The 13,632-nt window shown below is 36.0% G+C and carries 9 protein-coding genes; 6 read left to right on the top strand and 3 right to left on the bottom strand.

What is annotated here, in order from left to right; all coding sequences use genetic code 11:
* Positions 1-142 precede the first annotated feature (142 nt).
* The 4 genes from H4K33_RS11990 to H4K33_RS11975 are packed head-to-tail and all read left to right on the top strand — an operon-like array spanning position 143 to position 6,413.
* Complete coding sequence (locus H4K33_RS11990) at positions 143-1,258, top strand: efflux RND transporter periplasmic adaptor subunit (RefSeq protein WP_182649264.1); 1,116 nt, start codon at positions 143-145, stop codon at positions 1,256-1,258.
* A 23-nt stretch (positions 1,259-1,281) separates the two neighbouring features.
* Positions 1,282-4,395 (top strand): efflux RND transporter permease subunit, encoded by a 3,114-nt coding sequence (locus H4K33_RS11985; protein WP_182649263.1) that lies wholly within the window; start codon positions 1,282-1,284, stop codon positions 4,393-4,395.
* 43 nt (positions 4,396-4,438) lie between these two features.
* Positions 4,439-5,701: a TolC family protein gene (locus tag H4K33_RS11980; RefSeq protein WP_255493678.1), complete on the top strand. Its 1,263-nt coding sequence runs from the start codon at positions 4,439-4,441 to the stop codon at positions 5,699-5,701.
* A gap of 10 nt (positions 5,702-5,711) precedes the next feature.
* Positions 5,712-6,413 (top strand): outer membrane beta-barrel protein, encoded by a 702-nt coding sequence (locus tag H4K33_RS11975; protein WP_182649258.1) that lies wholly within the window; start codon positions 5,712-5,714, stop codon positions 6,411-6,413.
* Between the two features lie 118 nt (positions 6,414-6,531).
* Here H4K33_RS11975 and H4K33_RS11970 read toward each other — a convergent pair whose 3' ends face one another.
* From H4K33_RS11970 to H4K33_RS11960, 3 genes are all read right to left on the bottom strand, one after another.
* Positions 6,532-7,011: a hypothetical protein gene (locus tag H4K33_RS11970; RefSeq protein ID WP_182649256.1), complete on the bottom strand. Its 480-nt coding sequence runs from the start codon at positions 7,009-7,011 to the stop codon at positions 6,532-6,534.
* A 36-nt stretch (positions 7,012-7,047) separates the two neighbouring features.
* Complete coding sequence (locus H4K33_RS11965; protein ID WP_182649254.1) at positions 7,048-7,734, bottom strand: HAD family hydrolase; 687 nt, start codon at positions 7,732-7,734, stop codon at positions 7,048-7,050.
* Positions 7,735-7,831: 97 nt separating this feature from the next.
* Positions 7,832-8,392, bottom strand: coding sequence for a Crp/Fnr family transcriptional regulator (locus H4K33_RS11960; RefSeq protein WP_182649252.1), 561 nt, complete (start codon positions 8,390-8,392; stop codon positions 7,832-7,834).
* A 308-nt stretch (positions 8,393-8,700) separates the two neighbouring features.
* Here H4K33_RS11960 and pafA point away from each other — a divergent pair, with 308 nt between their 5' ends.
* Positions 8,701-10,350: an alkaline phosphatase PafA gene (gene pafA / locus H4K33_RS11955; RefSeq protein ID WP_182649251.1), complete on the top strand. Its 1,650-nt coding sequence runs from the start codon at positions 8,701-8,703 to the stop codon at positions 10,348-10,350.
* A 122-nt stretch (positions 10,351-10,472) separates the two neighbouring features.
* Positions 10,473-13,397, top strand: a complete 2,925-nt coding sequence (locus H4K33_RS11950) for a pitrilysin family protein (RefSeq protein ID WP_182649249.1) — start codon at positions 10,473-10,475, stop codon at positions 13,395-13,397.
* The last annotated feature ends 235 nt before the right edge of the window (positions 13,398-13,632 follow it).

Here is a 13,632-nt window from a genome sequence, read left to right as displayed (position 1 = left end):
TGTGATTTGACTCCTTATGGATAAATAATAATTGTTTTTTATTGTTAAATAAACGTAATCTTTTATTCGTATATTGAGAATTGTGAATTAAAAATTCGTAAATTAAGAAAATATTAGAAAGTAAAAATTTAAAACAAACATAATGGCAAAAAAAGTACAAATAGCAGGAGTTTTAGGCTTGAGTATCTTAATGAGTTTTTGCTCGGATAAAAAGGAACAAACTACTGATGTTGCTCAGTATCAGGTGAACAATAAAGTCATTTCCTTAACAGCAGATTCAAATCTAAAAAGCAGAATTAAAGTCATACAAGTAGAGGAGGAAGACTTCACTTTTGATTTAGTCACTGCAGGTTTAGTTAAGGCAATACCGAACCATTATGCGGAAATTGCCTCTCCTTTTTCAGGGAGAATTATCAAATCATTTGTCAAATTAGGACAAAAAGTAGGGGTTAATCAACCGTTGTTTGAAGTTTCATCACCCGATTATTTTGAGGCACAAAAAGACTATTTTGACTCGAAACAAGAGTATAAACAAACCACATTAAACCTTAAACGACAAGCCGATTTATTGGCTAATGGGGTTGGTGTTCGTCAAGAGTATGAAGAAGCCGAAACAGAAAATTCAATTGCAAAGGCAGCTTTTGACAATGCAACAGCCGCTATCAAAATATACAATGTCCAACCTTCTTCTTTGGTTTTAGGACAGCCATTAATTGTACGATCTCCTATCGAAGGAGAAGTATTGGAAAATAACATCGTACTTGGACAATACATCAACGATGATGCAGATCCAGTGATTAAGATCGCCGCTTTGAACAAAATTTGGATTGTGGGAAAAGTCAAAGAAAAAGACATTCAACATTTAACGAAATTGAACAAAGTGCAAATTGAATTATCTGCTTATCCTGACGAGCCTATCGTGGGAACGATTTATCATGTCAATGAGATTGTCGATGAAGAAACGAGAAGTATCGATGTTTTAATTGAAGCAGATAACAACAAACGAATCCTAAAGCCGGGAATGTACGTGAATGTGCGATTTATTGATCAACCGGAAAAAGTAATTTTAGTGCCTTCAAGAGCTGTTTTACAAGGAGAGGATGACTCTTTTGTATTTGTCGAAGTAGCTCCCAATGAATACACGAGAAAAAATGTAACGATTGGCGGTGTTTCGGGTAATCAAACGGTGATTTTATCGGGTTTAGAAAAAGGCGATAAAATTGTAAGCGAAGGCGGTATTTACTTACCGCAATTGTAGTAATCCACTAAAACAGCAAAAAAATGAAAAAATCAATAATAGATACAGCTATACACAAAAGATGGCTCGTTGCTGCTTTGTTTGGCTTACTGTGTATCTTCGGTTACTATTCGTGGAAACAACTTTCTATAGAAGCCTATCCAGATATTGCAGATACAACCTCACAGGTGGTTACACAAGTACCTGGATTAGCAGCAGAAGAAATTGAATTACAAATCACAATTCCCATTGAACGCGCCCTAAATGGGATGCCGGGTATGCATGTGATGCGAAGTAATAGTACGTTCGGACTTTCGATGATTACACTTGTTTTTGAAGATGGAGTTGATGATTATTTTGCTCGTCAGCGTATTCAAGAACGCCTCAATGCAGTGGAATTGCCTTATGATGCTATTCCGGAACTCGATCCGTTAACCTCTCCTATTGGAGAAGTATATCGCTACATCATTGAAGGTGATGGTTATAGCTTGAGAGAATTAACCGATATTCAAAACTTTATTATCATTCCCAAACTAAATCAGGTTTCAGGGGTAGCGGAGGTAACGAATTTTGGAGGAATCACAACGCAATTTCAAATTGAATTAGACCCACATAAATTAGAACAATATGATTTATCCCTGAGTGATGTAACAGAAACAATTGAGGAAAACAACGTGAATTCAGGAGGAAGTGTATTAACTCGTGGGGATTTAGGGTATGTTGTTCGTGGAATAGGTTTAGTAAAAGACTTAGAAGATTTGGGAAAAATCGTTGTCAAAGCAGATAACGGAATTCCAATATTCTTGAAAGACTTAGGTCGTTTAAAATACGGAAATGTCGAACGCAAAGGGGTTTTGGGATATTCAGATAAAGAGCGAAATTATTCTGATAGTATCGAGGGAATCGTTCTGCTATTAAAAGGAGAAAATCCTTCGATTGTATTGGAGAAAATTCACCAATATGTAGATGAGTTAAACAGTGAACTTTTACCTGAAGGAGTTAAGATTCACACCTTCTTAGATCGTACAGATTTAGTAGATACAACCTTACACACCGTATCAACAACGTTAATAGAAGGAATTAGTTTAGTAATTATTGTATTAATTGTTTTCTTAGGTAGTTGGAGAGGTGCTTTACTAGTAGCAATTACGATTCCGGTTTCTCTTTTATTTGCTTTTATCTTAATGCATTTTACCGATATTCCGGCAAACTTGCTGTCATTAGGGGCAATTGATTTCGGTATTATTGTCGATGGTGCTATCGTGATGATGGAATCTATCCTCAAGAAGCGAGAAGATAGTCCGAATGAGGAATTAAAGGAAAAATCAATCGCACAACGCGCCAAAGAAGTTGCAAAACCGGTGTTCTTCGCTACAATTATCATCATCACTGCTTATTTACCTCTTTTTGCTTTTGAGCGTGTCGAAAAGAAATTGTTTACACCAATGGCTTTTACTGTAGGATTTGCTTTACTAGGAGCCTTATTGGTAGCGCTCTTTTTAATTCCAGGATTGGCTTATGCAGTGTATAAAAAACCAAGAAAAATTTATCACAATAAATGGTTGGAAAAATTAACGGGAGTATATCATAATCGCATCGAAAAGATTATGAAAAAACCAAAACAAGTGTTCTTGCCAATTCTTATTGTACTTGCGGTTACCATTGGATTAACAGTAAAAGTGGGGAAAGACTTTTTACCGCCATTGGATGAAGGATCTATTTGGTTACAAGTGACTTTACCTCCAGGAATTTCATTAGAGAAATCCAAAGAAATGAGCGATACCTTGCGCGCCAGAACCATGAAGTATGAAGAAGTGACGTATGTAATGGTGCAAGCAGGGCGAAATGATGATGGAACGGATCCATTTACACCTTCTCATTTTGAGTGTTCAATCGGAATTAAACCATACAAAGAATGGCCAAGAGGAAAGACAAAAAATGATTTAATCGAAGAATTAGCAGCAGAATACGAATCACTACCAGGATTTACCGTTGGTTTTGCTCAACCTATGATTGATGGAGTAATGGACAAAATTTCGGGAGCACATAGTGAATTGGTTGTAAAAGTATATGGAGAAGATTTTCACGAAACCAGACGTATTGCCAACGAAGTGTTAGGTACATTAAAAACAGTAGATGGGGCAGTAGATTTGGCAATCGACCAAGAACCGCCGTTACCGCAATTGCAAATTCACGCCAACCGAGATAAGATTGCACAGTATGGATTAAATGTATCCGATGTAGCAGAATTGATCGAAGTAGCTATTGGTGGAAAAGCAATTTCTCAAATCTTCATTGGAAATAAAGTGTATGATATTAGTGCGCGTTATACAGAAGAAAGTCGAAATACACCAGAAAAAATTGCCAATCTCATGTTGACATCGAGTACAGGTGCTAAAATTCCGCTTTCACAAGTGGCTGATGTAAAAACAAGTACTGGTGAAAGTACAATTACACGAGAGATGAATAGACGTCATCTAACGGTAAAGCTAAATGTTCGAAATAGAGATTTAGGCTCTTTACTCAAAGAAGCTCAACAAAAAATAGAAGAGAACATCACGTACGACCACAATAAATTTCACATCGAATGGGGTGGACAGTTTGAAAATCAACACCGTGCATATAATCGTTTGGCGATTATCGTTCCCCTTACGTTGTGTTTGATGTTTGTTTTGCTATATGGTGCTTTTGGACAGTTTAGACAAGCAGGTTTGTTAATGGTGGTTGTTCCATTGGCTTTATTTGGGGGAATGCTAGCCTTGAATGTGAGAGGAATGTCTTTAAACGTTTCTTCTGCTGTAGGATTTATTGCCCTGTTTGGAGTTGCAATTCAAAATGGAGTCATTATGATCTCGCATATCAACGATTTGCGCAAAAAAGGACATGCTTTAATAGAAGCAGTATTATTAGGTGCTGAACAGCGATTTAGACCTGTATTGATGACAGCAACGGTAGCTATCTTGGGGTTATTTCCAGCGTCTATGGCAACGGGAATCGGTTCGGATGTTCAACGTCCTTTAGCAACTGTTATCGTTTATGGGTTGTTGTTTGCAACTATTTTAACCCTTTTCGTCCTACCAGCGTTATACTATTTAGTGGAACGCAAATGGGGTAAAGACAGTGACTTTGTAAAAGTAGAAGAAACAGAAGAAAATTAACATTGAGATGAATAGGTTGAAAAAATATATAAGTATAAGTGTTATGGCTGTGTTTTGTGGAAGTGCCATGTATGCTCAAAGTGGGCATACAGAGCAGTCTACAACAAAAAGCGAACTTACCTATAAAGAGTTTCTATCCAAAATGATAGCAAACAACTTGAGCTATGCTGCGGAAAAATACAATATCAATATTGCAGAAGCAGAAGTACAGGCTGCCAAAGCATTTCCTGATCCTGAATTGAGTATTGGTTGGGCAGATAACCAACAAAAACGCATGCAAATGGGGTATGGTTTTGAGGCGGAATTATCTTGGGATTTGGAATTAGGTGGCAAGCGAAAAGCAAGAAAAAACTTGGCGAACGAACAAAAAGTACTAGCTGAATTAGAACTTCAAGAATTTTTCCATGCGTTGCGTGCCGAATCGACAATTACCTTTTTGGAAGCCATGCAAAACAAGATGTTGTACGATATTCAGAAAGATTCTTATGAATCGATGTTACAAGTGGCTCAATCGGATAGTATTCGCTACTCGTTAGGGCAAATTAGCAAAGTAGATGCCATTCAAAGTAAGCTCGAAGCAAAATCGATGTTGAATGATTTACAAGATGCAGATGATACATGGGAAAATAGTTTAATGGAGATACGCAATATCATCAGTGCGAAAAGAGTAGATTCTGTTTATTTACCAATGGGAGATTTTAGCCAATTTGTACGCTTGTTTGCTCTAGAGGATTTAATTGTTACAGCACAAAATAATCGAGCAGATTATTTGGTTGCGCAACAAAATCAAGTAGTTGCAAGAAAGCAAGTGGCGTTAGCTCGTGCAGAACGCGTGATTGATTTAGGACTAAACATCGGTGTAGAAAACAATTCTTTCGTTAAAAATGCGGTGGCTCCTACACCGGGTAATACCGTTGTAAAAGCGGGAATTTCAGTTCCTTTAAAGTTCTCCAATCGACGTGAATCGGGATTGAAAACAGCGTTGTATGAAGAACGTCAAGCAGCGTTAGAATATGATATGGTAGAACTCGAACTCGAAAAGGAAATCACACAAGCCTATCGAAACTATTTAACCAAACAAAAGCAAATACAGCGCTTTGAAAATGGAATGCTAGAAGAAGCAAAACAAGTATTCGAAGGGATAAAGTATAGTTATCAACGCGGTGCAAGTAGCTTGTTGGAAGTATTAGATGCACAACGTACCTATAATGAAACCCAACAAGCGTATGCAGAAACTTTGTTTGGCTATGCAGAGTCGTTGGTAGAGTTAGAGAAAGCAGTTGGAATTTGGGATATTGATTTTTAAGAAGGGGAGTATGAAACACATTATTTTTAGTTTATTAGTATTAACTGGGTTTTCGATGAAGGCTCAAGACTTTAATGAAGATCTAAAAGGAAAAACTTCGTTTAGTGTAAAAGCAGGATGGCTCCAATCTACACTGAAAGGAGGAGACGTGAATGTATTAGCCCTAGATGGCAAAATAGATAATAGAAATAATTTCTTTGTAGGAATTAGTGTAGATAATAGTATAGGAACGTATTTCGGATTGAAACACGAGTTGTTTTACCAAAATTACGGCGCCGATTTTAAACGCGAATTAGATAATCACACGTTTAATGCAACGCTTGAAATGCACAGCTTGCGCTTGAATCCCATTAGCCCAACTTTTAAGGTAGGCGGATTGCAAGTATATGCAGGGCCTTATATCAATATGTTGTTGTATTCCTCGATTACGTCAGTTGACGAAGAAGGAAAAACCTATAAAGACCACGGAATCTTTGGCTCAACAGAAGATGATCAAGAAGATAGTAAGTACCTCCAAAAGATGGATTATGGTATTACTGCGGGGATTGAATATCAATTCAAATTTGGTTTGATTTTAGGTGCACAATATACTCGTGGATTTGCGTCTATTTTTGATAACTCCAATACGTTTGGCGTAGAAGAAAATCAAGGCGCGAATGATTTTAAAATCTACAATCAGAATTTTGGTGTTTATGTAGGATATCGTTTTTAGTAGAGAATAAATTGCTTATGAAACAGAAAAAGGAAACCGAGAGGCTTCCTTTTTTTGTACAAGCTGTTCATCTTTATAAACGATGTAATGCCTACAGAAAATACGAGTATAAATGAATTTAGTTTGCTGTTTTATAGTTTCCAACTAAAGAACCTCCACCAGAACAATAGTAAGATAAAACCCCTCTGTCACTTTCATGAACTGTATCAATGTTTAGTTCTCCCTCTTTTAGAGAAAAGTTTACCGGAACTTCTTGTAAGATGGCTTGATACGTGTGGTCATTCAATTTGGTTGCTACTGTTTCTAAAGAACAAGTAGGTTTTTTAATATCCTCTCTTGAAGTTACGAGAATAGCAACTTGATCTTGTTCTAAACTCGTTATGTTGATTTTTATCCAATCGGATCCTTCTTCTTTTGTTGCATATCCTTCTGAAACAAAAGTTAGGTTAATAGGCTCTACCTTTGTTGCTTCCACCTGACTCGCTTCCGTTGATACTGGAACAGTTATAGGAGCTTCTTTGCTGCTTTCTTTACAGCTCGTCAAGAGGTAACCTGATGTTAAGGTTAGTGTTGCTAAGATTAAAAATCTTGTTTTCATAGCTTGTTTTTTTGTATTGATTAGTATATAAACATGTTATAATATTCCTTTAATTTCGGATAACTTTTTAATAGAGGTAAAGTTCTCGTGAATTACAGGGTGTTCAATATGCTCATGTAACCATGTGGTATGAAAAGGAACGTGAACAGCGTATCCTCCCAGTTCCAAAACAGGTAATACATCCGAACGCAGTGAATTTCCAATCATGATAAATTCATCCGGTTGTACATCGAGGCGCTTGAGTAATTTTTCATAATCAATTTTTTCCTTATCAGTCATCACTTCAATATGATGAAAGTATGGTCCTAGCCCTGATTTATGCAATTTGCGGTGTTGATCCTTTAAGTCGCCTTTTGTTGCAACAACTAAGCGATACTTTGCTTGTAATTCTTGAAGAATAATCTCTACATCGTCTAATAATTCAACAGGCTTGGTTAATAGTTCCTTTCCTATTTTGACAACTTTATCGATGATTTTAGGATTTAAGGTTCCCTTGGAAATAATCTCAGCTGATTCAATCATCGATAACGTAAACCCTTTTATGCCATAACCATATAATGGTAAATTATCTACTTGTGTTTTAAAGAGGATTTGAGAAATACTTTGATGCGTAAGATAATCTTCCAGTAAAATACAGAATTGTTGTTCTGCTTCTCTAAAAAAAGGTTCATTGATCCAGAGGGTATCATCTGCATCAAAGGCAACCACTTTAATTTTATTCATGTCGCGTTGTTATTATGAGCCTAAAGATAAGTAAAGATTAGGCGTACACCATGAAGACTAAGATAAAATTAGCAGTTCACTCCGGTTTTTCGGGTAGTTAAATATCCTTTCGAATTCGGCTCAAACTTACTTGCGTAATACCCAAATACGAAGCGATATATTTTAAGGGAACCCGCTGAATAATAGTGGGGAAATTTTCAATTAAATCTTTGTAGCGTTCCGTAGCAGAAAGCAAATCTCGTGATATAATTCGCTTTTCAACTCGCATCAATTCTTTTTCCGCTAGCTTGCGTCCAAAATTAGCGATGTGGATATCCGTTAGATAGTGCTTACTCAACTCATTGACATTGACTTGATATAGTTCACAATCAACCAATAACTCAATGCTTTCATAGCTTTTCTGATTTTCAACGTAGTTTTTCATCGAGAGAATGGTACTTCCTTCTTCGCCAAACCAAAAGGTGATTTCCCCTTCTTCATGGGTAGAAAAGGCACGGACAACCCCTTTTTTAATAAAGTAAATATGATGTTCAATTCGATCCGCTTCTAGTAGAATATGTCCTTTCGGTAGGTGCAATTCACTACACAACCCCTTTAAAGCAGTTAAAGAAGGCTCGGGTAAAGGGTAAATAGCGGTAAGAAGCTGTTCAATAATCATTGTATGCCAAATGAGTTAGATCAAATTCAAGAAAAAACAAAGATACGTTATTCTCCTCGAAAGGAAGACGGAGAATAAAAAACAAGTCGTTTGATTTCTTTTTAGAATTAAAGAAATAATTATTGATATTTAATGCTGAGGTAATATGAAATTCAGACAAAAAGGTTTTATTTGTCAAAATCATTTTTTTTAGTAGTTAGATATGCTAACAAACTTTAAGACAGGAGATGTTTTCTATGTTGAACGACTTTAATAGCTTTGTAAGACCCTATTAATTACTATAATAACACCCAAATAAATAGTTTAAAATGAATGTTAAGTCAACTGTAATTACAGCAATAAGTTGCTTGTTTTCGCTAGCCATTTTTGCCAGTGAAAAGATGGAGAAACCAAAATTGGTCGTAGGTCTTGTTGTTGATCAAATGCGATGGGATTACTTGTATCGCTATTATGACCGCTATAGTGAAAATGGATTTAAGCGTTTGTTAAATGAAGGTTTTTCCAGTGAAAATACTTTGATTGATTACGTGCCAACCTATACTGCTATCGGACATAGCACAATCTATACAGGAAGTGTACCCGCAATTCACGGTATTGCAGGAAACGATTTTATTATCCAAGCAACGGGACAAAATATGTATTGTACACAAGATGACAGCGTACAAGCGGTTGGCGGAGAAGGAAAAGTAGGACAACAATCCCCTAAAAATTTATTGGTATCTACCGTTACAGACCAATTGAAATTGGCTACTAACTTCCAGTCCAAAGTAATTGGTATTGCGATTAAAGATAGAGGAGGAATTCTGCCTGCCGGACATTTTGCCAATGCAGCGTATTGGTTAGATGGAAAAACAGGTGATTGGATTACGAGTACTTATTATATGAATGAATTGCCAAAATGGGTAAAGGGATTCAACAAAGAGAAACTAGTAGATCAATACTATAAACAAGGATGGAAAACGCTATATCCAATAAACACGTATGTATTGAGTACTGCCGATGACAATGTATACGAGGAAACATTTAAGGGAGAAAAAGCGCCAACATTTCCACGTGACTTGGTAAAACTAAAGAAAGAAAATGGGTACGAATTAATCAAAAGTACTCCACAGGGAAATACATTAACACTTGATTTTGCTAAACGAGCAATTGAAAGTGAAAAGCTAGGAAATAACCCCGCTCAGGTACCAGATTTCCTTGCTGTTAGTTTGTCTTCTACAGATTATATTGGACATCAATTTGCGATTAATTCTATTGAAATAGAAGATACCTATTTGCGTTTAGATCGCGATATTGCGGATTTCTTGACCTATTTAGATCAACATATTGGCAAGGGAAACTATACCCTATTTTTAAGTGCAGATCACGGTGCAGCACATAATCCGAAGTTCTTCGCTGACCAAAAAGGTAATTCAGGTTACTTTGATACGAAAACAATTCGCAAAGAATTGAATGAGCAGTTAAGCAGTAAGTTTGGTGTAGCAGATTTGATTAAAAGTTTGGCTAATTATCAAGTACATCTGAATTATGAGGTTATTGAGAAAAATGATGTAGAAGAAGATGAGGTTATTGCGGCGGCAATTAAATGGTTGAAAAAAGTAGAAGGAGTAGCCTTCGTTGTAGATATGAATGAAGCTGCTGAATCATCTGTACCACAAATACTAAGAGAGCGCATTATTAATGGCTACAATTATAAGAGAAGTGGTGCAATTCAAATCATTTTAGAGCCACAGTGGTTTAGTGGTTCTAAAGATGGAAAAGGAACAACACACGGAAGTTGGAATTCTTATGATGCTCACATTCCTGCAGTTTTTATGGGATGGGGTGTTAAACAAGGAAAAACAACACGTCAAACCCATATGACAGATATCGCGCCAACCATTGCGCAACTATTGAAAATTGAGTTTCCAAATGGCAACATTGGTACACCAATTCACGAAGCAATAAAAGAACAATAAAAGAACAATAAAAGAACAACGCCTTTAGTTAATAACTAAAGGCGTTTTCTTTTTTTACTATATGTAATTTTTGTGCGACAAAAGAGAATTATGTTTAGCTTTGGGCATACAAAATACTATTTATGAAAAAAAGATATTTATTGTTTGGTTTTATATTTTCGATGAGTGGAGTTTTACACGCTCAATATAAAACACTTACAAAGACAGATGCTAATGGATTTACCTATGAATATGTAGAGAATGATCCAGCAAAGGCTCGTGTTTATACACTTCAAAATGGCTTAAAAGTTTATTTGGCACAAAACCACGATGAACCGCGAATTCAAACGTATATTCCTGTACGAACAGGATCAAATAATGACCCAGAAGACAATACAGGATTAGCACACTACTTAGAACATATGTTGTTTAAAGGAACGTCTAAGTTAGGAACAGTTAATTGGGAAGTTGAGCAAGCGTTGATTAAAAAAATCTCTGACTTGTATGAACAACACAAGAATGAAACGGATCCAGAGAAGAAAAAAGCAATCTATAAAAAGATTGATGAGGTTTCAAAAGAAGCTTCTCAGTATGCAGTAGCGAATGAGTATGATAAATCAGTTGCCTCAATTGGTGCAACAGGTACAAATGCACATACTTGGTTTGACGAAACGGTGTATAAAAATGTTATTCCTTCTAATGAATTAGAAAAATTCTTAATTATTGAACAAGAGCGTTTTTCTCAATTGGTATTGCGTCTATTTCATACAGAATTAGAGGCAGTATACGAGGAATTTAACCGTGGTCAGGATAATGATTTCTGGGCATCACATGAAAAAATGATGGCGTTGTTATTTCCAACAACACACTACGGAACGCAAACGACAATTGGTACTTCTGAGCATTTGAAGAATCCTTCAATGGTAGCAATTCACAACTATTTCGATCAGTATTATGTGCCAAATAATATTGCTGTAGTATTAGTGGGAGACATCCAATTTGAAGAAACAATTCAAATGGTAAACAAGTATTTTGGTACCATGAAGAAAGGGGTTCAACCAAAAGAATATGTTGCAGTAGAAAAACCGATCCAAGGAATTAAATCAGCAGAGGTTTTCAGTCCTCAAGCAGAACGCGTGGAAATGGGATTCCGTTTGGGAGGTGCTAAAACACAAGATGCTTTATATGTGACGATGATTGACATGCTTTTAAGCAATGGTCAAGCAGGATTAATTGACTTAGATATTAATCAAAAACAAAAAGCATTGTATGCAGGAAGTTCGCCAATGATCATGAAAGATTATTCGGTTCATCAATTAACAGGGATGCCAAATGAAGGACAAACCTTAGAAGAGGTGAGAGACATCATGTTAGAGCAAATCGAAAAAATTAAAAAAGGAGAATTTGACGATTGGTTGTTGCAAGCGGTAATCAATGAATTGAGAAAGAACTCTATGATGGCTTTAGAAGACAATGATGCAATGGCTACAGAAATGTACCAAACATTTATTCAAGGTAGATCATGGGAAGAAGCGGTAAGTGAAATCGACCGTATGGAAAAAATTACCAAAGCTGATATTATCCGTTTTGCTAATGAAAACTATAAAGACAATTACGCCATTGTCTACAAACGCCAAGGAGAAAATAAAGATTTAGTTCGCGTTGAAAATCCTGGAATTACACCAATTGATTTAAACAGAGATAGTGAATCAGTGTTTTACAAAGCATTGAACCAGGTAGCTGTAAAGGATATTCAACCAGAGTTTGTTGACTTCAATAAAGCGTTGAAAAGAGAAAAAATCGGAAAGATTAATACAACTTTATATAGTATTGATAATATAACGAATGATTTAGCAACGGTTACGTATATCACACCAGTAGGATCAGATCACGATAAAAAACTAAGCTTAGCATTAGAATATTTAGATTACATCGGAACTACGAAATACTCACCAGCAGATATCCGCAAGGAGTTCTATAAATTGGGAGTAAATTATTCATTGAACACAGGAGTCGACAAATCGTATATTACGATTTCAGGTCTAAAAGAAAATATCCCAGCAGGAATTAAATTATTAGAGCACTTATTAACTGATGCGAAAGCAGAACAAGAGTCTTACGATAATTTAGTAGATCAAATCTTAAAATCTCGTTTTGATGCAAAATCGAGTAAAAATGGAATTCAACGTGCATTGAATAGCTATATCGTTTCTGGAAATCAGTTGAGCAGATTTAAAGATATCTTGAGCGAAGCAGAATTAAAAGCAATCAAACCAACAGAGTTAGTAGGGTTGTTGCACAAATTCTTCGATTATAACCAAGAGGTGTTCTACTACGGAAATGATTTACCAACCGTAAAAAAAGCCATTGTTGCAAATCACAACTTAGGGAAAGGAAAAGTAACACCAGTGAAGAAAGTATATGCAGAACCGATGACAGATGGAACAGTTTACTTTGCTCCGTATGACATGGTACAAGCAGAAATTTCATACCGCGGTAGAGAATCACAATTCAATAAAGATTTGCTAGCTACTTCAAGCGTATTCAATAGCTACTTCGGAGGAGGAATGGCATCTGTTGTTTTCCAAGAAATTAGAGAATCTAAATCATTAGCGTATTCGGCTTATGCATACTACGCAAATGCAGGTAAATTAGATAAGTACAACTACGTAATGGCTTATGTAGGAACACAAGCAAACAAATTACCACAAGCCGTTGATGCGATGATGGACTTGATGAATGATATGCCTCAAGCACAAAATCAGTTTGAAAATGCGAAAAATTCAGCGTTGAAAAATATCGCGACACAACGTTATACGAAAGCGCAAATTTTCTACTACTGGTTAAGTTTACAAGAAAGAGGAATCAATTACGATATCAACAAAGATATTTACAAACAAACACAAGACATGCAAATGTCGGATTTAGTAAATTTCTTCAACCAACATGTAAAAGGAAAAACGTTTAACGTTGGACTTTTAGGGAAGAAAGAAAACTTAGATTGGGAAGCCGTTAAAAAATTCGGAACCATCAAAGAATTAACATTAGAAGATTTATTCGGATATTAATAAAAAAAGCCAACTGAAAAGTTGGCTTTTTTTATTGGATAGAAGAAATCGGAGCGCAGCGTAGATTCATCGAATACCAAAATAAATATAAACCTAATGAGATAAAGAGGATAGAGGTGAAGATCAAACACAAAGGGCTTGCATTTGCAAGCCCTTTGTGTTTGATCTTAGAGAGAAGAAAGAGGAAAGGGGGATAAAGGTCTTTTGTTTCCATAACTATGGAAATAAAACATAA

This window comes from Myroides sp. WP-1 (genome assembly GCF_014145635.1).
Taxonomy (GTDB): domain Bacteria; phylum Bacteroidota; class Bacteroidia; order Flavobacteriales; family Flavobacteriaceae; genus Flavobacterium.
Note: the sequence above shows the minus strand (reverse complement) of the source record. Positions and strands in the feature narration are given on the sequence as shown.

What these genes read in the sequence shown, in the direction of transcription:
- H4K33_RS11990 (WP_182649264.1), top strand. Translation starts at nt 143, where the DNA reads ATGGCAAAAAAAGTACAAATAGCAGGAGTTTTAGGCTTGAGTATCTTA.
- H4K33_RS11985 (WP_182649263.1), top strand. Translation starts at nt 1,282, where the DNA reads ATGAAAAAATCAATAATAGATACAGCTATACACAAAAGATGGCTCGTT.
- H4K33_RS11950 (WP_182649249.1), top strand. Translation starts at nt 10,473, where the DNA reads ATGAAAAAAAGATATTTATTGTTTGGTTTTATATTTTCGATGAGTGGA.
- H4K33_RS11965 (WP_182649254.1), bottom strand. Translation starts at nt 7,734, where the DNA reads ATGAATAAAATTAAAGTGGTTGCCTTTGATGCAGATGATACCCTCTGG.
- H4K33_RS11970 (WP_182649256.1), bottom strand. Translation starts at nt 7,011, where the DNA reads ATGAAAACAAGATTTTTAATCTTAGCAACACTAACCTTAACATCAGGT.
- H4K33_RS11980 (WP_255493678.1), top strand. Translation starts at nt 4,439, where the DNA reads ATGGCTGTGTTTTGTGGAAGTGCCATGTATGCTCAAAGTGGGCATACA.
- H4K33_RS11960 (WP_182649252.1), bottom strand. Translation starts at nt 8,392, where the DNA reads ATGATTATTGAACAGCTTCTTACCGCTATTTACCCTTTACCCGAGCCT.
- H4K33_RS11975 (WP_182649258.1), top strand. Translation starts at nt 5,712, where the DNA reads ATGAAACACATTATTTTTAGTTTATTAGTATTAACTGGGTTTTCGATG.
- pafA (WP_182649251.1), top strand. Translation starts at nt 8,701, where the DNA reads ATGAATGTTAAGTCAACTGTAATTACAGCAATAAGTTGCTTGTTTTCG.